Raw genomic sequence first — 22,065 nt, forward strand, 5'->3', positions numbered from 1 at the left:
TTGGACAACATGTCCAGCGGGATGGTGCCGTTCTTGGCGATGGTGATCGGAGTAGGCATGGTCGTCCTGGCAGCTAAATGTTAGAGAAACGATCATGCCGCAACTGCGGTATGATGCAGCCCACCGCGGAGGACAGCACGCCCACCGGCGCGGCTACCTAATTCGCCCCGGAGGGCACATCGAAAAGACGACGAACAATGAGACTGGACTTCATCAGCATCGCCATCGCACTGATCACGTTCGCTGCGGGCTTGGGCGCGGCCAACGGCGCGTTTTCGGGCGGGCAATCGCAATGCGGTGATTTTGGTTTGCGCTGCATGGGGCTCGCGGGAATCGTGCTGTCGATCGGAATGCTGGCGGGACTGGCGACCGCGCTGGCCAGCCTGATACGCGGAGGCGAAAGCGCATGGTGCGGTTGGATCGGACTGCTGCTGAACGGGGTGCCGGCGCTGTTCCTGCTCGTGCTGGCACTCCAAATCGCGATGCGATAGCAGCGGCCCGGTTTCCGGGCGGAGGCGGTATCTTTATGCGCGCTGCGCCAGCACGGCGCGCAAATAGTCGTCGTGAGTGGGCATGGCCGCCACGGCGGCGGCGATGCCCTCGCGCCGCTGCCGCAAGCCCAGCAACGCCGCTTCCGGCGCCACCTCGCGCAGCGCCGGGTCGGCGTGCTCGGGCCAGTGCCCCATGCCGGCGTGGATCGCCAGCCAGCTGGTGGCGTCGAAGCCCTCGTCGCCGTACTGGTGCAGCGCGCCGGTCTGGCGCCACGCGTGGATCTTGAAGGCCAGCGTGTCCGGCAGTTCCATCGTCGCCATGGTGCGCCACAGCGCGCTGTCGCGCCTGGCCGTCAGGCGGTAGTGCAGGATAATGAAGTCGCGCACGCGCTCGAACTGGCGCACCATGCCGCTGTTGTAGTCGGCCAGCGTGCGCGCGTCCGGCGCCGTGCCCGGCAACAGCGCTTCGATCAGTCGTCCGAGGCCGCTCTGGACCAGGAAAATGCTGGTCGATTCGAGCGGCTCCAGGAAACCGGAGGACAAGCCCAGCGCCACCACGTTGCGCACCCAGAAGCGCGCGCGATGGCCGGTGGCGAAGCGCAGCAGGCGCGGTTCGGCCAGCGCCGGGGCGTCCATTTGCGCCAGCAGTTGCGACAGCGCCCGCTCCTCGTCGATGTGGCGGCTGGCGAACACGTGGCCATGGCCGGTCCGGTTGCTCAGCGGGATGCGCCACGCCCAGCCGCCTTCCAGCGCCGTCGCCCGCGTGTACGGCGCCAACGCGGTTCCGCTACGCTCGGCCGGACAGGCCCAGGCGCGGTCGACCGGCAGCCAATGGCTGAAGTCGACAAAGGGTTCTTCCAGGGTGCGGCCCAGCAGTAGTGAGGCGAAGCCGGAGCAGTCGATGAACAGGTCGCCTTCCACCACCCGGCCGTCCGCCAGCCGCAGCTGGCCGACGCCGCCGTCGGCGCGGCGCGCCACGTCGACGATGCGGCCCTCGGTGCGGCGCACGCCCTTGCGCAACGCCATCGTGCGCAGGAAGCCGGCGTACAGCACGGCGTCGAAGTGGTAGGCGTAGTTGAAGAATTGCCCCTGTTCCGGCGGCACCTGGAAGCGCCCCTGGCTGGCCATCACGCTGGGCAGGCATTGCTCGCCCAGCGCGCCCGGGGCGGCGTCGCCCAGGCGCCGATGCTGGCCCCACAGCGACTGCGGTCCGGCCAGCGCGCCGAAATCGCCGAAGGTGTGGAAATAGCGCTCGCCCCGCACGCGCCAGTCGCAAAACTCGATGCCCAGCTTGTAGGTGCCATTGGTGGCGCGCAGGAACTCGGCCTCGTCGATGCCGAGGATTTTGTGGAAGGCGCGGATGGAAGGGAAAGTCGCCTCGCCGACGCCGATGATGCCGATCTCCTCCGACTCGACCAGCTCCACCGCGCTGCCCGGCAGCGCGGTGGCCAGCGCCGTGGCCGCCATCCAGCCGGCGGCGCCGCCGCCGACCACGACGATGCGCCGATAGGCGCTCTTGTATGCCGCATCCATGCCCTACCCCTTGCAATCAGTATTCGAAACGGTACATTGTGCAAGCAAGCGTAGCACGCGGCAATTACCAAAACCACTAACCCGGGCAACGATATCAACCAACGCGGGCGCCTCCGCCCCTTGCAGAAATGGTGGCGGCGGCATGAGCCGCTCGCATCGTCACTGCATGCCGAACGCGACGGGGACGGGTGCGGCGCCGGCCCATCGGGTAAAATTAACGCGCTGGCAAGATATCGTCCGCCTTCCCTTCACCCTATTCCGATGAGCCGCCCATGAAAATATCCGCCACCCTGCCCGCCTGGGCCATCGCCGGACCCGTCGTCGGCTGGCTCGCGCTTGCCGGCAAGGCGCTCGGCGCCCAGGAGCTGCTGGGCGGCGCGTATCTGGTGGTGCTGGCCATCAGCCTGTTCTGGGGCGTGCTGGCGGCGGTGTTCCATGCCGAGGTGGTGGCCCATAAAATCGGCGAGCCCTACGGCACATTGGTGCTGGCGGTGGCGGTCACCGCGATCGAGGTGGCGCTGATCGTCTCGCTGATGATCGCCGGCGGCGCCGAGACCACCGGGCTGGCGCGCGACACCGTGTTCGCCGCCGTCATGCTGATCCTCAACGGCATGGTGGGCATCTGCCTGCTGGCCGGCGGCAGCCGCCACGGCGAGCAAACCTTCACCTTGAGCGGCGTGTCGGCGGCGCTGACCACCCTGGCGGCGATCGCGGTGCTGACCATGGTGCTGCCCAACTACACCACCACCACGCCGGGGCCGTTCTACAGCGGCAGCCAGCTGATTTTCATCGCCGTGGTTTCGCTGGTGCTGTATGGAACGTTCGTATTCGTGCAGACGGTGCGCCACCGCGACTACTTCCTGCCGGCCAGCGGCGGCGAGGACGACCACGCGCCGGTGCCCCCGGCCAGGCTGGCCTGGTGGAGCGGCGCGCTGCTGCTGGTGTGCCTGGGCGGCGTGGTGCTGCTGGCCAAATCGCTGTCGCCGGCGCTGGAGGCGGCGGTGCTCAAGATGGGCGCGCCCAAGGCGCTGGTGGGCATCATCATCGCGGCCGTGGTGCTGCTGCCGGAAGGCATCGCCGCCTACCAGGCGGCGCGCGCCAACCGCCTGCAAACCAGCCTGAACCTGGCGCTCGGCTCGGCGCTGGCCAGCATCGGCCTGACCATCCCGGCGGTAGCGATCGTCTCGCTGGTCAACGGCTGGACCCTGACCCTGGGCATCGACGTCAAGTCGACCGTGCTGCTGCTGCTGTCGATCATCGTCACCTCGCTGTCGCTGGGCAGCGGCCGCACCACCATCATGCAGGGCACGGTGCTGCTGATGATCTTCGCGGTGTACCTGTTCGTGACGGTCGTGCCGTGACGGCGACGGTGTTCGACCCGGGCACCTCGATGTATTGATTGATGCAAGCGCCGGGCGCACCGGCGTCACTTGCCCGGTGGCGCCCAGTTCTCGTACTTGCGGCCGATGCGCTCCATGGTGCCGTCGCGCCACATCTCGGCGGCGGCGGCGTTGAGCCGCTCGACCAGGGCGTCCGGCACCGAGGTGTTACACGCCAAATACACCTGTACCCGGTGGAACGAGAGCAGCGGCGCCACCTCGGAGCCGGTCAACCCGCGCGGCCCCTTGGTGCCGTTGCGAACGCTGACCGCCCACAGGTCGATACGGCGCATCAATAATTTTTGCGCGTTCAAAAGGTCTTCGTTGACCGGCTCGACGATGAACCCGCGGCGACGCAAGAACTCATCGCGCGCGTCGCCGTTGGCGGTGCCGATGCGCAGCTTGCGCGCATCCTCCAGGGTCTTCAACGTCAGGCCCGCATCGACGCGGCCCCACAGCTGCCATTCGGCAAAATCGGTCGCGCCCACCCATTTGAACAGCGGCTCGCGCTCCGGCGTGCGCGTGGTGGAGTAGACGCAGGCGTGATCGTTGGTCAGGGCGTTCACGTACGCCCGCTTCCACGGCAACAGTTCAAGCGTGTATGGCGTGCCGGTGCGCGCCATCAGCTCGCGTATCTTGTCGGTCTCGCGGCCGGTGAGCACGCCGTCCACCATCATGCTCGACGGTGGCATGCGCTCGCTGGCGATGCGCAGCGTGACGGCCGGCACGGCCGCCGCTGCCGCGCCGGCGGCCTGTTTGGCGCCATTGGCCGGGTTGGCCGGGTTGGCCGTGGCCAAAATAACAATGAAAAGTGCTGCGCGTATCCCCATGCCGTCTGCCGCCTAGTGTTTTCCCTTCCCCTATATCGGCAAGTTTTGGAATAACTGAAATGCCGGCGTCACGCCTCGGCGTCGCAGATGCGGTCGCGGCCCGACGACTTGGCCTGGTACAGGCGCCGGTCGACCCGGTCGAGGAAGACGTGCGGGTCGTCGTGCTCGCCCGGCACGATGGTGCCGACGCCGGCGCTGACGGTGACCGTGCGGCCCACGCCCGAGCGCGCGTGCGGCAGCGCCTTGTGCGCCAGCAGCTTGCGGCAACGCTCGGCCACGTTGCGCGCGGCCGCCTCGTCCGTCGCCGGCAGCAGCAACACGAATTCCTCCCCGCCCAAGCGTGCGCACAGGTCGCGCGAGCGCGAGGCGCCCTCGTCCAGCGCCCGCGCCACGCGGCGCAGGCACTCGTCGCCCTGCACGTGGCCGTAGTGGTCGTTGTATTGTTTGAAATAGTCGATATCGATGACCACCACCGACAACGGCTCGCCGGTGGCGCGCGCCTTGGCCCATTCGACCGGATACAGGGTGTCGAACATGCGGCGGTTGGCGACGTTGGTCAGGCTGTCGCGGTAGGACAACACCTCCAGCTCGCGCTGCAGTTGCAAGATCTTGTCCTCGGCCTGCTTGCGCTCGGTGATATCGAACATAAAGCCGACCAGCGAGTCGACGCTGCCGTCCTCGCGCCGCACCACGTGCACCACGTCGCGGATCCAGACGTAGTCGCCGTCGCGGGTGAGGGCGCGGTAGTCGGCCTCGTGGTCGATGCCCTGCTGCGACTGGGCGATGCAGAAGTCGACCGTCTTCTGGCGGTCCTCCTCGTGGATGCGCTCGATCCAGTCGTTGGCCGAGAGCCAGCTCGACTGGCTCCAGCCAAGCAAGGCCTCGATCTGCGGGCCGATATAACTGAAACCCATGGTGGCCCAGTCGATGCGCCACGGAATGGCGCGGGTCGACTCGAGCAAGGTGCGGTACACGCCCGGATCGCCAGCGGCGGTCGCGGGGTCTGTCGGCGAAAATAGCATAAGTGAAGTAAGTAAGTGGGGAGCATGCATTGTGCGCGCAAACGCCCCGCATGGGAACGCATTTCCGCGCCATCGCGCCGCCCCCGCCCCGCCGTCGTCAGAATACCCCCTCCAGCTTCATGCTGTAGCGGTCCAGCGCGCGCCGCTGCTGGAAGTTGGTGTTGTAACGCAGCCCGAACGAGAACTTGCCGCTGGCGATGAGATCGAGCGCCAGCGTGCCGTCGGTCACCGTGCGGCCCAGCGGCAGCGGCAGTTGCATGCCCGCCGCCGCGCCCGGCGCGCCGACAAAGCCGGCCCGCACCGTGGTCAGCGCGTTGCCGACATAGCGCTGCAGGCCGACATCGCCGTGCACATGCGCCTGGTAGCCGTCGCCGACCACCTGGCGATACCCCAGCTTGGCCACCGGACGCACCCACTTGTGGCTTTCCGAGTAATCGTCCAAGCGCAGGCCGGTCGCGCCGGCGCCGGCCTCGGCCGCGCCCAGCGCCGACAGCCGCGTCGCCCCCAGGTCCAGCGTCGGCCGGAAGTACAGCGCTGCGCCGGCGCCGAACTCATAGGCGTAGCGCAGCGCGCCGCCGACCGCTTTGAGCCGGCGGCTGGCGCTGGCCGTGAAGGCCTCCACCTCGCCATGGCGCCGCGTGTCCTGCGTGGCGGTGCTGTACGAGGGGATCAACGCCAGCTCGCTGGCGCCGAACTGGTACTTCAGCGCCGCGCCGAGGTGCCACGTCTTGCCCGACGCGTTCCAGCGGCCGCCGTCGCCGTCCGAGCGGTTGCGTTCGCTGGCGAACGCGCCGCCCAGCGTCCATCCCCCGCCCAGCGCCTTGCGCAGCCCCACCGTGTAGCGATCGGTCTGCTGCGCCACCTCGCGGTAGTCGGCGCTGGCGCCCTGCTCGCCGCGCTCGCTGTCGTACTGGAACCAGACGGCCTGCTGCTTGTCGCCGAGGCGGTTCTCGCCATCGTCGGCCAGGATGCGGCCGAAGCGGGCGCCGGCGCGCAGCAGGTCGGCCTGCTGGTGCGCATAGAACTGCGGCGTCATGTCCGACAGCGTGGCGCGATAGGCCGCCAGCGTTGGCGTGTAGACCAACTGCACCACCTTGCCGGCCAAGGCCTCGCTGCTGCCGGCCAGCTGGATGCGGTTGAAATACTGCCCCACCGCTTGCTGCACCGGTCCCATGCCGGCCGGCGCGAAATCGATCGTGTAGTCCAGCGCCGCCGTCTGCGGGTTTGGATAGAGCAACTGGTAGCTGATCACCGCCGATGGCGCGGTGCTCAGCTGCACGGCGTTGGCCGTCACGCCCATCGCCGCCGTAAACAGCGGCACCTGCGCACGGCCCGGCCGCGCCAGCTGCGGTTGCAGCAGCGCCACCTTGACGCGCCCGGCCAACGCGGCCGTGCCAGTGATGTCGAGCTGGTCGAGGCGGCCGCTGCCCAGGTCGAGCTCGGCCAATGTCGTGGCCGAGCTGGCCTGTTGGTAACTGCCGCTCAAGCGGGTCTTCTGCACCAGCCCCGTGTCGCCCGGCGACAGCGTGCCGGCGTTGGCGAACACGCTGCGGAAGTCGCCCAGCAACAACTGCTCGCCGGCGGCCAGCGTTTGCCCGGCGCCGTTGTTGAGCCGGTTGACGCCGCCGCCCAGGTCGAGCTGTCCCAGCATCACGCCCTGGTTGTCGACGACATCGTCGCCGTCGCCGGCGCGCACCGCCCAGCCCTGCCGGCCGTCGGCCACGGCGATGGTGCCCAGGTTGACCAGCGTGTTGTGGGCGCCGCCGGCCAGCCACACCCCGGTGCCCCCGGTGCCGGCGAAGATCTGCCGGCCCGGCATCAGCGTGATGGTGATGTCGCCCTCGCCGGCGCTGCCGAGCGATTGCGCCAGCACCGCCACCCCTTCCTTGCCGCCGGCCACGACGTTGCCGTCCAGGGTCAGGCGCACGCCGGCGGCGCTGCCGGCGCCGCCGGCGCTGCCGGCGAACACCCGGTCGACCGCGCCGCCGCCGCCGCCGAGCGACTGCGCCAGCACGCCGACCGCGCGCGCGCCGCCGACGACGATGTCGCCGTGCTGGGCGAAGGTGATGGCGCCGCCGTTGCCGCGGTTGGCGCCGCTGAGGGCGACGTCGATGGCGCCGGCCGCCAGGTCGGTGAGCACCGCGCCGCCGCCGCCGCCGATCGACTGCAGCAGCACGCCGTGCGACAGCGCGCCGCGGGTGACGATGGCGCCGTCGTTGACCACATCGAGGTTGCCGCCGTCGCCGCTGGCGCCGTCTTTGCCGCCGAGCGACAGCGCCAGCGAGTCGAGCCCGCCGAGCGCGCCCTGGCCGCCGCCGCCGCCGATGCTCTGGATCACCAGGCCGGGCGAAGCGGCGCCGGCGGTGCTGATGCCGCCGCTGTAGCGGGCGCTGATCGCGCCGCCGTTGCCGGCGGCGCCGCGTTCGGCGCCCAGCGCCAGCACGGCGTCTGCCAAGCCGGCCGCGGCCGGCGAAGGGGCCGTCGTGGCGGCGCCCCGTTCGACGTTGAGCGTGGTCGTGCCGCCGCCGCCGCCGACCGACTGCACCAGCGCGCCGGCCGACTGCGCGCCGGTCGTGCCCAGGGCGCCGCGTTGCGTCACCGCCACCGCGCCGCCGCTGCCGCCGACGCCGGCGGCGCCAAGGACATAGTCGAACCCTACGCCGCGCGCCGGGTCGAGCTGGACGCTGGTGTAGGAACTGCCGCCGCCGCCGCCGACCGATTGCGCCAGCGACGCGGCCGAGGCCGCGCCGCCGGTGTAGGACTGGCCCACCAGCGTCGACGACAGCGCGCCGCCGTCGGCCGCCGCCGCCGCGGGCGCCGCCGCGGCGGTGCCCGGCGCCGCGCGCGGCGCCGCCAGCGCGCCGCTGACGGCGCCGGCGACCGCGCGCGCGCCCTGCCGCAGCACCGATGTGAGCCGCTCCACCACGCTGTCGTTGGACGGCGCCGGCAAGCCGCCGTCGACTTCGCTGGCGAAGTCGAGGAACAACTCGACGTTGCCGCCGCCGCCGTTGATCGACTGCGCCAGGCTGGCGTGGCTGTTGGCGCCGGTCATGACGATGTCGCCGTTGCCGTTGATGGTGACCGTGCCGGCCGTGCCCTTGGCGCCGTCGCCGCCCAGCGACGTGTCGAGCGCGTACTGGGCCGCCAGCCCGGCCGGCCCGCCCAGGTTGAGGCCGGCGTTGCCGCCGCCGCCCGACACCGACTGCGCGAAGATGCCGTACGAACCGGCGCCGTTGGCGACGATGGCGCCGCTGTGGTTGACCGCCACGTTGCCGCCGTCGCCGCCATCGCCGCCGCTGCCGCCGACGGCGACCTGCATCAGCAGCGCCGCCGGCGTCGGATTGGCCACCAGGCCGCTGCTGATGGCCGCGGCCAGCGCGCCGTTGCCGCCGCCGCCGCCCACGCTTTGCGCCAGCACCCCGTAGGCGCCCGCGCCATCGACCCGGATGGTGCCGCTGTTGGCGACCGTGACGTCGCCGCCGGCGTTGCCGCTGCCGCCGCTGCCGCCGATGGCCAGCGCCCCGGCCCGGCGCGCGGCCGTGCCGGTGGCGCCGAACTCGCCGCTGATGCTGGCGCCGCCGTTGCCGCCGCCGCCGCCCACCGATTGCGCGATCACGCCGTGCGCGCCGGCGCCGCCGGTCTGGATCGCGCCGCCATTGTCGACCCGTACCGCGCCGCCGGTGCCGCCGCTGCCGCCGGCGCCGCCGAGCGCCATCGCGAAGCTGTCGCCGGTGGTCGCGTTGGCGCCGTACGCGGGCCGGTTCAGGCTGCGCGTCATGCTGCCGTTGCCGCCGCCGCCGCCGACGCTCATGGCCATGATGCCGTGCGCCTGGTCGCCGCTGGTGACGATCACGCCGTCCTGCGCGCGCGCGCCGGCGACGTTGTTGACCGCCACCGCGCCGCCGGCGCCGCCGCTGCCGCCGCTGCCGCCGACCAGCATCGACATGTTGTCGCCGCCCGATTGGCCCGACACCGTCAGCACCGACACCGCGTCGGCGTCGCCGCCGCCGCCGCCGATCGACTGCGCCAGCACGCCGACCGCGCGCGCGCCGGCCGTCTGCACCGCGCCCAGGTTGTCGACCCGCACCGCGCCGCCGACCGCGCCGGCGCCGCCGGTGCCGCCGACCACCACCGCCAGCCGGCTCGGCGCCTGTCCCTCCTTGGCCGCCATGCCGACCGCGTCGAGCGACATGGCGGCGTTGCCGCCGCCCCCGCCCAGGCTCTGCGCCAGCACCCCGTGCGCCGACGCGCCGGTGGTCGCGACCAGGCCGCGGTTGTCCACCCGCACCGCGGCGCCGGCCATGCCCACGCCGCCGGTGCCGCCGAGGCTGACGGCCATGCCGCTGTTGCCCTGTTTCAGGCCGCCGGTGCTGGTGCCGCCGCCGGTGCCGCCGCCGCCGCCCACCGACTGGGCCACGATGCCGATCGCGTTGTCGCCGCTGGTGCCGACGTCGGCGCCGCTGGCGACCGTGACCGCGCCGCCGGTGCCGCCGGCGCCGCCGGTCCCGCCCAGCGCCAGCGCCAGGCTCGGCGCGGCGCCGAATTTGCCTACCGTGCTGGCGCTGCCGCCATTGCCGCCGCCGCCGCCCACGCTTTGCGCGAACAGCCCGTGCGCGCCGGCGCCGGCGGTGACGACCAGGCCGGCGGCGTCGATGCCGACGGCGCCGCCGCTGCCGCCCTCGCCGCCCTCGAGGCCGACGGCGACCATCATCTGTTGCGCCGGCACGTCCTTCTGCTCGACGGCGGCGGTCACCTGCAGCGCGTTCGACGAGCTGTTGCCGCCGCCGTTGCCCAGCGACTGCGCCAGCACGCCGAACGCGCCGGCGCCGGCGGTGGCGATCTCGCCGCTTTGGCGCACCGCGACGTCGCCGCCGCGCCCGCCGCTGCCGCCGACGCGGCCCAGCGTCATGCCCAGGCCGCCGCCGCTGTTGAGCATGATGTTCATGTCGAGGCCGGCGTTGCCGCCGCCGCCGCCCACCGATTGCGCCAGGATGCCGATCGCCGAGGCGCCGGCCGTGCCGATGCGCCCGGCCTGGGTGACCGTCACCGCCGCGCCGTCGCCGCCGTCGCCCGGCTGGCCGCCGACGGCCAGCTTGAAGCCGGCGTTGTGGTTGGTGCCGGCGGCCGGGTCGGCGTCGGCGTAGGTGAAGCCCAGGTTGAAGCTGGCGTTGCCGCCGCCGCCGCCGAGCGACTGCGCCAGGATGCCGTAGCCGCCGGCCCCGGCGGTGCTGATGTCGCTGTAGTTGGCCACCCGCGCCGCGCCGCCGTCGCCGGCGCTGCCGCCGGCCCCGCCCAGCACCAGGGTGGCGGCGAAGCCGGCGCCCTGGTCGGCCGAGCCGGCCTTGGTGTAGGCCACCACGAAATTCATGCCGGCGTCGCCGCCGCCGCCGCCGATGCTCGAGGCCTCGATGCCGTGGCCGCTGGCGCCGGCGGTGGCGATGGCGCCGGTGGCCGCGCCGGCGCCGCCGCGGACGATGGCGACCTGGCCGCCGTGGCCGCCGCCGGCCCCGCTGCCGCCGACCCCGACCGTGATGGGCGAGCTGGCCGACGCGAACGAGGCGGTCACGTTCATGCCGCCGTTGCCGCCGCCGCCGCCGATGCTTTGGGCCACCACGCCGCGGCCGTAGGCGCCGCTGGCGGCGACCGCGCCGTCGGCCTCGATGGCGACGTCGCCGGCGTCGGCGCCGCGGCCGCCGCTGCCGCCCACGCCGACGGCGATGGCGACGTCGCCGCGGCCGCCGGCGTCGCTGTCGCCCTGCATATTGAGCGCGGCCGTCGCGTTCAGGCCGCCGTTGCCGCCGCCGCCGGCGATGCTCTGCGCCACGATGGCGTCGGTGCGGTCGCCGCTCACGCCGGTGTAGCCGTGGCGCACCAGCGAGACGTCGCCGCTGGCGGCGCCGCTGCCGCCGACCCCGCCGATGCCCAGGGTCACCGACGGCATGCCTTGCTGCTTGGCGATCACCAGCTGGCCGCTGACGTTCATGCCGCCGTTGCCGCCGCCGCCGCCGACGCTTTGCGCCAGCACGCCGGCGCTGTAATTGTCCTTGCCGGCGTCGCCGGCCATGGTCACCGTGCCGCCGACCTCGGCGTGCACGGCGCCGCCGGTGCCGGCGTCGCCGGCCGCGCCGCCGACCCCCACCACCAGCCCGGCCGACGACGAGATGCCGCCGCTGACGTTGATGGCGCCGTTGCCGCCGCCGCCGCCCACCGACTGCGCCAGCACCGCCGCATGGCCGGCGCCGCCGGCGCGGATGTCGCCGCCGTCGACGGTGAGCTCGACCGTGCCGGCGTCGCCGCCGCCGCCGCCGTAGCCGCCCACCCCCGCCACCAGCGCGTGGCCGCTGCTGCGCCCGGCCGCGTAGACGATCCCGCCGCTGACGTTCAGGCCGCCGTTGCCGCCGCCGCCGCCGACCGACTGCGCCGCCACGCCGTGCGAGGCGGCGCCGGCGCGCGCGGTCAGCTGTTGCGGATAGCGCGGGTCGGGCGCCGACATCGGCACCGCCGCCACGCTGCCGGTGAACTGGACGCGGACGTCGCCGGCGTCGCCGCCGGCGCCGCCGAAGCCGCCGATGCCCAGCGTCGCGCCGGCCGCGTTGGTGCCGCCGGAGTCGGTGCTGATCGACAGGCTCTGGCTGATATTGACGGCGCCGCTGCCGCCGCCGCCGCCGACCGACTGCGCCAGCACGCCGTTGGCGTCGTCGCCCATGGTCAACAGGTCGGCGCGGGCCACCAGCGTGACGTCGCCGCCGTTGCCGCCGCCGCCGCCGAAGCCGCCCAGGCCGACGCCGATGGCCGCGCCGCTGCCGCCGCTGACGAACAGGCCGCCGCTGACGTTCAGGCCGCCGTTGCCGCCGCCGCCGCCGAGCGACTGCGCCAGCAGCGCGCTCGAGTGGTCGCCGGCGGTGGCGATGCCGGCGCCGCTGAAGCTGCTGCGCACCGCGCCGCCGTCGCCGCCGGCGCCGCCGAAGCCGCCCACGCCGAGCGCGACCGACTTGATCCCGCTGGCGCCCTGCGCCACGCCGACCAGGCCGGTGACGTTGATGCCGCCGTTGCCGCCGCCGCCGCCCACGCTTTGCGCGGCCACGCCGGGCGCGTGGTCGCCGCCGGAGCGCACGCTGCCGGTGACGTCGCTGCTGACGTCGCCGCCGGCGCCGCCGCCGCCGCCGGCGCCGCCCAGGCCGACGGCCACCGTGCCGGCGCCGCCGCTGCTGCTCACGCCGACCAGGCCGGTCACGTTCAGGCCGCCGCTGCCGCCGCCGCCGCCCAGCGACTGCGCCAGCACCGCGGCCGCGCCGTCGCCGCCGGTGCTGACGGAGGCGGCGACGACGTTGTCGACCCGGCCGCCGTTGCCGCCGCGCCCGCCGCTGCCGCCGATGCCCACGCCCACCGCGCCGGCGTTGTTGGTCGACAGCGCCACCGCCCCGGTCACGTTCAGCGCGCCGCTGCCGCCGCCGCCGCCGATCGATTGCGCGGCGATGCCGACGCTGTCGGCGCCCCCGGTCCACACCGTTCCCGTGACCCGGTTGGCCACCGCGCCGCCGTCGCCGCCGTCGCCGCCGGCGCCGCCGATGCCCAGCGCCAGCGCGCCGGTGCCGCCGCCCGACAGCGCCACCGCGCCGCTGACGCTGATGCCGCCGCTGCCGCCGCCGCCGCCGAGCGACTGCGCCAGCACGCCGCCGGCCCCGGCCTGGTGGGTGGCGACGCTGCCGGTCACCGTGTTGTCGACCCGGCCGCCGGCGCCGCCGCCACCGCCGCTGCCGCCGATGCCCAGCGCCAGCGCCGCCGCGTTCGACGAGCTGGCGCTGACCGCGCCGGCGACGGCCATGCCGCCGTTGCCGCCGCCGCCGCCGAGCGACTGCGCCACCACGCCGGCCGCGCCGCTTTCCCAGGTGGCGATCTGGCCGGCGTAGTCGACCCGCACCGCGCCGCCGGCGCCGCCGCCGCCGCCGCTGCCGCCGATGGCCACCGCCGCCGCCGCCGCCGCCGCGCCGCCGGGGGTGCCGGCGCCGCCGGCGCCGACGCTGAAGCCGCCGTTGCCGCCGCCGCCGCCGACCGACTGCGCCAGCAGCGCGGTGGCGTTCACGCCCAGCGTCGAGAGGTCGCCGCGCACGTCGGCGCTGACGGCGCCGGCCGCGCCGCCGCCGCCGCCGCTGCCGCCCAGGCCGACGCTGACGGCGCCGGCGTTGGCGCCGCTGCCGCCGAGCGCGGCGGCGACGACGAAGCCGCCGTTGCCGCCGCCGCCGCCGACCGATTGCGCCACGATGGCCGCCGCGTTGTCGCCCTGCGTGGTGACGGTGTTGGCCACCGTCAGCGCCACGCCGGCGCCGCCGCCGCCGCCGCCGGCGCTGCCGCCGAGGCCGACGCTGGCCGCCGCCGCGCCGCCGCCTGCGCCGCCGGCGGCCACGCTGACGGCAAAGCCGCCGTTGCCGCCGCCGCCGCCCACCGATTGCGCCACGATGCCGCCGGCGCCGTCGCCGTCGGTGAAGATGGCGCCCGCGGTGGACGCCTTGACCGCGCCGCCGTCGCCGCCCAGGCCGCCGCTGCCGCCCAGCCCCAGCGCCACGCTGGCGGCGTTGCCGCCGGCGCCGGCCAGCGTGACGGCCAGCGCGTAGCCGCCGTTGCCGCCGCCGCCGCCGACCGATTGCGCCAGCACCGCGCCGGCCTGCCGCCCCAGCGTGGTGACGCGCCCGCCGACGCCGAGCTCGACCGCGCCGCCGTCGCCGCCGCCGCCGCCGCTGCCGCCCAGGCCGACGCTGACGGCGGCGCCGTTGGTGCCGGCCCCGGCCGCGCCGCTGCTGGCGCTGTAGCCGCCGTTGCCGCCGCCGCCGCCGATCGACTGCGCCGCCACGCCCAGCGCTTGCTCGCCGTCGGTGTGGACCGCGCCGCCGACCAGCGCCGCCACCGCGCCGCCGTCGCCGCCGCCGCCGCCGCTGCCGCCCAGGCCGGCGTTGAGCGCGCCGCTGCCGGTGCCGCCGGCGCCGGCGGCGGCGGCCACGCTGTAGCCGCCGTTGCCGCCGCCGCCGCCGAGCGACTGCGCCAGGAACGCCGCCGAACGCGCCCCCAGCGTGATCAGGTCGGCGTCCGCGCTGGCGCGCACCTGGCCGCCGTCGCCGCCAGCGGCGCCGCCGCCGCCCAGGCTGAGCGACACGCCGGCGCCGGCGCCGCCGGCCGCGCCCGCGCCGGCCGCCACGCTGTAGCCGCCGTTGCCGCCGCCGCCGCCGATCGATTGCGCCAGCAGCGCCGGCGCGTCGTCGGCCCGCGTGACGATGCCGGCGGTGGCGGCGGCGCTGACCGCGCCGCCGCGGCCGCCGCCGGCGCCCTGTCCGCCCAGGCCGATGGCGATGCCGGCCGCGCCGCTGCCGGCGGCGGCGCCGCCGGCCGCCACGCTGTAGCCGCCGTTGCCGCCGCCGCCGCCGACCGACTGCGCCAGCAGGCCGGCCGACTGCCGCCCCGCCGTGTCGATGGTGTTGCGCACCGTCACCTCGACCGCGCCGCCGTCGCCGCCGCCGCCGCCGGTGCCGCCCAGGCCGATGGCCACCGCGGCGGCCGCGCCGCCGGCGCCGGCCGCCGCCGCCGTCACGCCGTAGCCGCCGTTGCCGCCGCCGCCGCCGATCGATTGCGCCAGCACCCCGGCCGACTGCGCGCCGCCGGTCTGGATCGCGCCCGTCACCAGCGCCGTGACGGCGCCGGCGTGGTTGCCGCCGCCGCCGTCGCCGCCCAGGCCGAGGCTGATGGCGCCGCTGCCGGTGCCGGCGCCGGCCGCGCCGGCGGCCACGCTGAAGCCGCCGTTGCCGCCGCCGCCGCCCACCGATTGCGCCACGAACGCCGCCGCGCGCGCGCCGGCGGTGGTGATGGCGCCGGCGGCGCTGGCGTCGACGTCGCCGCCGGTGCCGCCGACGGCGCCCTTGCCGCCGACCGCCAGCGACACCGCGCCGCTGCCGGCGCCGGCGCCGGCGATGCTGCCGGCCACGCTGTAGCCGCCGTTGCCGCCGCCGCCGCCGACCGATTGCGCCAGCACGCCGCCGGCGTCGTCGGCGCCGGTGGTGATGACGGCGTCGGCGCCGGCCGCCAGCGTCACCTTGCCGCCGCTGCCACCGGCGCCGCCGGCGCCCCCGAGGCTGAGGCCGACGCCGGCGCTGCCGGCCCCGGCCCCGGCGACGTCGGCCGCGATGACGAAGCCGCCGCTGCCGCCGCCGCCGCCGACCGACTGCGCCAGCACGCCGACGGACTGGCGGCCGGCCGTGTCGACGCTGGCCGTCACGTTGAGCGCGACCGCGCCGCCGGCGCCGCCGCTGCCGCCGCCGCCGCCCAGGCCGACGCTGACGGCGGCGCTGCCGCCGCCGGCGCCGGCCGCCGCCGCGCTGACATTGAAGCCGCCGCTGCCGCCGCCGCCGCCGATCGATTGCGCCGCCACCCCGAGCGACTGCTCGCCGCCGGTGCGCACCGCGCCGTCGACCCGGGCGGTGACGGCGCCGGCGCGGTTGCCGTTGCCGCCGGCGCCGCCCAGGCCGACGCTGATGGCGCCGCTGCCGGCGCCGGCGCCGGCGGCGCTGCCGGCGACGCTAAAGCCGCCGTTGCCGCCGCCGCCGCCCACCGATTGCGCCACGAACGCCGCCGCCCGCGCGCCGGCGGTGGCGAGCGCGCCGCCGGCGGCGGCGCTGACGTCGCCGCCGACGCCGCCGGCGCCGCCGCTGCCGCCCACCGACAGCGACAGGGCGGCCGCGCCGCCACCGGCCCCGGCCGCCGTGCCGGCCACGCTGAAGCCGCCGTTGCCGCCGCCGCCGCCGATCGATTGCGCCAGCACCGCGCCGGCATCGTCGCCGCCGGTGGCGATGGCCGCCAGCGCCGACACGCGCACGGTGCCGCCGTCGCCGGCGGCGCCGCCGCTGCCGCCCAGGCTGGCGCCCACGCCGGCGCCGCCGACCCCGGCCCCGGCCGCGTCGGCCGTGATGGCGAAGCCGGCGTTGCCGCCGCCGCCGCCGATCGATTGCGCGATCAGCGCGCCCGACTGGTCGCCGGCGGTGCCGATGGTGGCGCTCACGGTCAGCGCGACGTCGCCGCCGTGGCCGCCGCTGCCGCCGGTGCCGCCCATGCCCAGGCCGACCGAGCCGGCGCCGGCGCCGGCGCCGGCCGCGCCGGCGGTGACGGCGAAGCCGCCGTTGCCGCCGCCGCCGCCGATCGATTGCGCCGCCACGCCGGCCGACTGGGCGCCGCCGGTCCAGACCGGGCCGGCCACCTCGGCCGTGACGTCGCCGGCGCGGTTGCCGCTGCCGCCGCCGCCGCCCACGCCCAGCGTGTAGGCGCCGTTGCCCACGCCGGCGCCGGCCGCGCCGCCGGCCACGCTGAAGCCGCCGTTGCCGCCGCCCCCGCCCAGCGATTGCGCCAGGAACGCCGCCGAGCGCGCGCCCAGCGTGGTGAGCGGGCCCAGCGCGCTGGCCGCGACGTCGCCGCCGGTCGCGCCGCTGGCGCCCTGGCCGCCCAGCGACAGCGCCACCGCCGCCGCGCCGCCGCCGCCGCCGGCACCGCCGGCGGCCACGCTAAAGCCGCCGTTGCCGCCGCCGCCGCCCACCGATTGCGCCAGCAGCGCGCCGGCATCGTCGCCGCGGGTGGCGAGGGCCGCCGCCGCCGTGGCGCGCACCGTGCCGCCGCTGCCGCCGACCCCGCCCGCGCCGCCCAGCGCCAGCGTGACGGCGGCACCGCCGCCGCCGGCCCCGGCCGCGCCGCCGCTGATGCTAAAGCCGCCATTGCCGCCGCCGCCGCCGATCGATTGCGCGATCAGCGCGCCGGACTGGCGGCCGAAGGTGTCGACGGTGTCGGCCACCGCCAGGCTGACGTCGCCGCCGGCGCCGCCGCCACCGCCGGTGCCGCCCAGGCCGGCGCTGATGGCGCCGGCGCCCCCGCCGGCCCCGGCCGCCGCGGCCGCCACGACGAAGCCGCCGTTGCCGCCGCCGCCGCCGACCGATTGCGCCACCACGCCGGCCGACTGGCCGCCCTGGGTTTGCACCGCGCCGGCGACGCGCGCGTCGACCCCGCCGCCGCTACCGCCGCCGCCGCCGCCGCCGCCCAGGCCGAGGCTCACGCCGACGCCGGCCGCGCCGGCCCCGGCCGCCGCGCCGGCCACGCTGAAGCCGCCGCTGCCGCCGCCGCCGCCGACCGACTGCGCCACGAACGCCGCCGAACGATCGCCGACGGTCAGCAGCGGGCCGCTGGAGGCGGCGTCGACGCCGCCGCCGGCGCCGCCGCTGCCACCCTTGCCGCCGAGCGCGGCGCTGATGCCGGCGCCCACGCCGACGCCCGCGCCGGCGCCGCCGGCCACGCTGAAGCCGCCGCTGCCGCCGCCGCCGCCGATCGATTGCAGCAGCACGCCGGCGGCGTCGGCGCCGGCGGTCTGCACCACCGACGCCAGGCGCGCGTAGACGTCCTTGCCGGCGCCGCCGCCGCCGGCCGCGCCGCCGATGCCCAGCGCCACCGCGCCGCCGGCGACGGTGCCGGCCGCCACGGTGGCGCTGACGGCATAGCCGCCATGGCCGCCGCCGCCGCCCACGCTCTGGCCGACGATGCCGGCCGAGCCGTCGCCCAGGGTGGTGACGCTGCCGCCGGTGGCGAGCGTGACGGCGCGCTGCTCGCCGTCGCGCCCGCCGTTGCCGGCGCCGCCGCCGCTGCCGCCGACGGCCGCCGCGACGCCGCCGGCGGCCCCGCCGGCGGCGCTCAGGCTGGCGGCGACGGTGGCGCCGCTGTTGCCCCCGCCCCCGCCGATGCTTTGCGCCAGGATGCCGGCCGACTGCGCGCCGCCGGTCAGCAGGTCGCCGTGGTAGGCCACGCTCACCGTGCCGCCGTTGCCGCCGTCGCCGGCGCTGCCGCCGACGGCGAGCGTGACGGCGGTGGCGGCCACGCCGCCGGCCGCGCCGGCCGCCACCGTCAGGCCGCTGTTGCCGCCGCCGCCGCCGACCGATTGCGCGACCACCCCGCCCGCGCCGGCGCCGCGCGTTTCGACGTCGCCGACCAGCGCCACGTCGACCTGGCCGCCGCGGCCGCCGCGGCCGCCGGCGCCGCCCAGCGCCGCGTTGAGCGCGGCGGCGGCGCCCCCGCCGGAGGCGGCCGCCGCCGCCACCGTCATGCCGCCGTTGCCGCCGCCGCCGCCCACGCTTTGGACCACCACGCCGCCGGAGCGCTCGCCCAGCGTGAACACCGAGCCGTCGAGCGTGACGTCGGCGCGGCCGCCGTCGCCGCCGTCGCCGCCGGCGCCGCCGACGGCCAGCGCCAGGCCGGCGCCGCCGAGCGCGCCCATGGCGCCGCTGGCGGCCACCGTGGCGCCGCCGTTGCCGCCGCCGCCGCCGACCGACTGCGCCAGCAGCGCGCTGGCATTGGCCCCGCGCGTCTCCAGATGGGCGGCCAGATCGGCCGACACGGCGCCACCGGCGCCGCCGCCGCCCGCCGTGCCCCCCACCGCCAGGCCCAGCGCGATGCCGTCGCCGACCGTGCCGGCCGCCGCCATGCCGGCGCCGCCGTTGCCGCCGCCGCCGCCGACCGATTGCAGCACCACGGCGGCCGCGCCGTCGCCGCCCGTATAGACGTCGCCGCGGCCGTCGAGCGCGACCTGGCCGCCGGCGCCGCCGCGCGCGCCGCCACCGCCCAGCGCCACCGACAGCGACACGCCGACGCCGACGCTGCCCTGCAGCGCGCTGCCGCCGTTGCCGCCGCCGCCGCCCACCGATTGCGCCAGGATGCCGGTGGCGCGCGCGCCGGTGGTGACGATCAGCGACGGCGCCGCCGCGCCATCGCTCAGGCGCAACGCGACGTTGCCGCCGACGCCGCCGGCGCCGCCGCCGCCGCCCAGCGCCAGCCCGGCCAGCAGGCCGCCCGCGTAGGCGCCGCCGCCGTTGCCGCCGCCGCCGCCGACCGATTGCGCCAGCAGCGCCGCGGCATCGTCGCCGGCGGTGTGGATGATGCCGGCCTGGGCGCCGCCGACCGTGCCGCCGTCGCCGCCGGCGCCGCCGCCGCCGCCGATCGCCACCTGGCCGCCGGCGGTGCCGCCGTCGCCGCCGCCGCCGCCCACCGATTGGGCGAAGATGCCCACCGCGCCGGCGCCGCCGGTCTCGATCGCGCCGCTGTTGTCGAAACTGACGGCGCCGCCGTTGCCGGCGGCGCCGCCGCGTCCGCCGATGCCGAGCGCGCCGCCGGACGAGCCGCCGCTGCCGCCGCCGCCGCCGACCGACTGCGCGTACAGCGCGGCCGAGCGCGCGCCTTCGGTGGTGACCGCGCCGCTGTTGCTGATCGACACGCCGCCGGCGTCGCGCGCCAGGCCACCGCCGGCGCCGCCGCTGCCGCCGATCGCCGCCAGCCCGGTGGCGCCGCCGCCGCTGCCGCCGCCGCCGCCGATCGACTGCGCCATGATGCCGCGCGCGGCGTCGCCGGCCGTCTCGAGCGCCCCGGCGTTGGCCACGCGCACGTTGCCGCCGACGCCGCCGCCGTCGCCGCTGCCGCCCAGCGCCGACAGCCCGGCGCTGGCGCCGCCGGCGCCGCCGCCGCCGCCGATCGACTGCGCGAAGATGGCCGCGCTGCCGTCGCCGCGGGTGGCGATGCTGGCGCCGGCGCTGTTGGTCACCAGGACGTCGCGGCCGTTGCCGCCGACCGAGCCGCTGCCGCCGAGCGCGTACACGCCGCCGGCCCCGGCGCCGGCGCCGCCGCCGCCGCCGATGCTTTGCGCGAAGATCCCGTGGGCGTCGTCGCCGCTCGCCGGCGCCGCGCCGACCACATTGGCGCCGGTGGCGATGGCCCCGCTGTTGCGCACGGTGACGGCGCCGCCGTCGCCGCCGGATGCGCCGGCGCCGCCGATCGCCACCACGCCTTGGCCGCCGCTGGCCGAACCGCCGCCGCCGCCGATCGACTGCGCGAAGATGCCGTGCGAGCCTTCGCCGGCGGTGGTGATGTCGGCCGCGCTGGCGACCGTCACGGTGTTGCCGGCGCCGCCGCCGGAGGCCGTGCCGCCGATGCTCGCCAGGCCGCTGGCGGAACGCGAATTGCCGCCGCCGCCGCCGATGCTCTGCGCCAGCACGCCGTGGGCGCGCGCGCCCGAGGTGGTGATGGCGCCGCCCTCGTTGTCGATGCTGACGGTGCCGGCGTCGGCGCCGGCCGCGCCCGACGCCCCCATCGCCACCAGGCCGGCGGCCGCGCCGCTGTCGCCGCCGCCGCCGCCGATGCTTTGCGCCACCACGCCGGCCGAGTAATCGCCCTTGGTGACGATGTTGGAGCCGGCGCCGGTGGCGACGGCGACGTTGCCGCCCTTGCCGCCCTGTTCGGCGCCGCCGCCGAAGGCGACCACCAGCGCCCCCGCCGAGCCGCCGTTGCCGCCGCTGCCGCCGATGCTCTGCGCCAGGATGCCGTGCGCCGCCACGCCCTCGGTGACCACGGTGGCGTCGTTGCGCACGCTCACCGCGCCGCCGTCGCCGCCCTTGGCGCCGCTGCCGCCGGCGCCGCCGACCACCGCCCAGCTGCCGCCGCCGTCGCCGGCCGAGCCGCCGGTGCTCAGCGCGTAGATGCCGTGCGCCGAATCGCCGGCGGTGCCGATGGCGCCGGCGTTGGCGACGTTGACCGTGCCGCCGGCGCGGGCGGCGCCGCCGCGGCCGCCGGACGAACCGCCGATCACGGACCAGCCGTCGCCGCCGTTGCCGGCGTCGCCGCTGCGGCTGAACGCGTACAGGCCGTGGGAATTGGTGCCGCCCATGGTGACGGCGACCTCGTTGCGGACGTTGACGTTGCCGCCCTGGCCGCCGTCGCCGCCGGCGGCGGCGTCGATGCCGTACAGCGAGTAGGCGTCGCCGCCGGCGCCGCCACGGCCGCCGACGCTGCCGACCAGGATGCCGGCCGTGTTGGCGGCGCTGCCCGTGACGCTGCCATGGGCGCGGCCGATGACGAGCGGCGCGCCGGGGTTGGACGGGTCGCGGTTGTCGCCGCCGGCGCCGCCGTCGTCGCCGGCGGTGGCGTCGCGGCCGATGGTGCCGACGAAGGGGATCTTGACGCCGTAGCCGTCGCGGCCGTTGGAGCCGCCGCGGCCGACCGCGACGCTGTTGACCAGGCCGCTCGCCTGCACGCTCGGCGTCACCGCGCCCACCTGCGGATTTTTCGGCGGCCGCGGCAGCGGGTTGGCCTCCTGCTGCGCCAGTACGACCACGTCCTGCGGCGTGCCCTGGTCCGACGCCGGCGCCGTGCTCAGCCGGATGTTGACCTGCGACACCATGTTACTGTGCGCGTCGCGCACCACCGACACCACCTGGTACTCGAGGATGGTGCCCGGATGGGCCGGATCCTCCATGAACAGGGTGCTGCCGGGCGTGGTCGTGAGCAGGATGCCGACCGCGTCGGCCGTCAGCGCGTAGGCCGGGTTGCCTTTGGGGTCGTTGATGATGGCGACCACTTCGACGTCCTGGTTGGTGGCCGGATTGGTGACGACGTCGCCGACCTTGGTGCCGGGCGTGGCCGCCGTCCCCGCCATGGCCGAGGACGACAGCAACAAGGCCGGGACCAGCGGAGCGAGGATGGAGCAGGACAGGCGGAGGGGGTTGACGGCGGCGTATTTCATGGTGGTTTCCTGGCGGGCGGGCGGGCGCGACGCGGCCCGGAGCGGGAAACTTTATATTTAATTTTTTGACATGTCAAATTTTTAATTTTAATGTCGAGACCACAATTTTCGGCGCCGACCCGCACGGTGGGCCGCGCCGGGGCGCGTATCGCGCGCCACGTACCCCGGAAATGTGCTAGCGGAATGTGGTATTTTTGAAACAATCGCCCGCCGCCAGGCGCTGGCCAGGCC

The 22,065-nt window shown here is 76.5% G+C and carries 6 protein-coding genes; 2 read left to right on the forward strand and 4 right to left on the reverse strand.

Annotated elements, in window-relative coordinates:
• Positions 1 to 197: 197 nt before the first annotated feature.
• Entirely contained in the window at positions 198 to 491 is a 294-nt protein-coding gene (locus BMX85_RS03310) for a hypothetical protein (protein ID WP_090314247.1), read from the forward strand.
• Between the two features lie 33 nt (positions 492 to 524).
• On the opposite strand, the gene BMX85_RS03315 is transcribed toward BMX85_RS03310, so the two are convergent.
• The gene (locus tag BMX85_RS03315) at positions 525 to 2,024 is read right to left on the reverse strand and encodes a tryptophan halogenase family protein (RefSeq protein WP_090314248.1); all 1,500 of its coding nucleotides are present in this window, start codon (positions 2,022 to 2,024) and stop codon (positions 525 to 527) included.
• Between the two features lie 272 nt (positions 2,025 to 2,296).
• Between BMX85_RS03315 and BMX85_RS03320 the strand changes: the two genes are divergently transcribed.
• The gene (locus BMX85_RS03320) at positions 2,297 to 3,385 is read left to right on the forward strand and encodes a calcium:cation antiporter (protein ID WP_090314249.1); all 1,089 of its coding nucleotides are present in this window, start codon (positions 2,297 to 2,299) and stop codon (positions 3,383 to 3,385) included.
• 65 nt (positions 3,386 to 3,450) lie between these two features.
• On the opposite strand, the gene BMX85_RS03325 is transcribed toward BMX85_RS03320, so the two are convergent.
• The 3 genes from BMX85_RS03325 to BMX85_RS30370 form a co-directional block, all read right to left on the reverse strand.
• On the reverse strand, positions 3,451 to 4,233 hold the full coding sequence (locus tag BMX85_RS03325) for a substrate-binding periplasmic protein (RefSeq protein WP_090314250.1): 783 nt from the start codon (positions 4,231 to 4,233) through the stop codon (positions 3,451 to 3,453).
• Between the two features lie 68 nt (positions 4,234 to 4,301).
• Positions 4,302 to 5,255: a GGDEF domain-containing protein gene (locus tag BMX85_RS03330; RefSeq protein WP_090314251.1), complete on the reverse strand. Its 954-nt coding sequence runs from the start codon at positions 5,253 to 5,255 to the stop codon at positions 4,302 to 4,304.
• A 97-nt stretch (positions 5,256 to 5,352) separates the two neighbouring features.
• Positions 5,353 to 21,834 (reverse strand): autotransporter outer membrane beta-barrel domain-containing protein, encoded by a 16,482-nt coding sequence (locus BMX85_RS30370; RefSeq protein WP_177196636.1) that lies wholly within the window; start codon positions 21,832 to 21,834, stop codon positions 5,353 to 5,355.
• Positions 21,835 to 22,065 lie beyond the last annotated feature (231 nt).

The organism is Duganella sp. CF517, from assembly GCF_900110275.1.
In the GTDB taxonomy this organism is placed as follows: Bacteria; Pseudomonadota; Gammaproteobacteria; order Burkholderiales; family Burkholderiaceae_D; genus Rugamonas.

Coding starts and splice junctions, on each gene's coding strand:
- BMX85_RS03310 (WP_090314247.1), top strand. CDS start 198: ATGAGACTGGACTTCATCAGCATCGCCATCGCACTGATCACGTTCGCT.
- BMX85_RS03315 (WP_090314248.1), bottom strand. CDS start 2,024: ATGGATGCGGCATACAAGAGCGCCTATCGGCGCATCGTCGTGGTCGGC.
- BMX85_RS03320 (WP_090314249.1), top strand. CDS start 2,297: ATGAAAATATCCGCCACCCTGCCCGCCTGGGCCATCGCCGGACCCGTC.
- BMX85_RS03325 (WP_090314250.1), bottom strand. CDS start 4,233: ATGGGGATACGCGCAGCACTTTTCATTGTTATTTTGGCCACGGCCAAC.
- BMX85_RS03330 (WP_090314251.1), bottom strand. CDS start 5,255: ATGCTATTTTCGCCGACAGACCCCGCGACCGCCGCTGGCGATCCGGGC.
- BMX85_RS30370 (WP_177196636.1), bottom strand. CDS start 21,834: ATGAAATACGCCGCCGTCAACCCCCTCCGCCTGTCCTGCTCCATCCTC.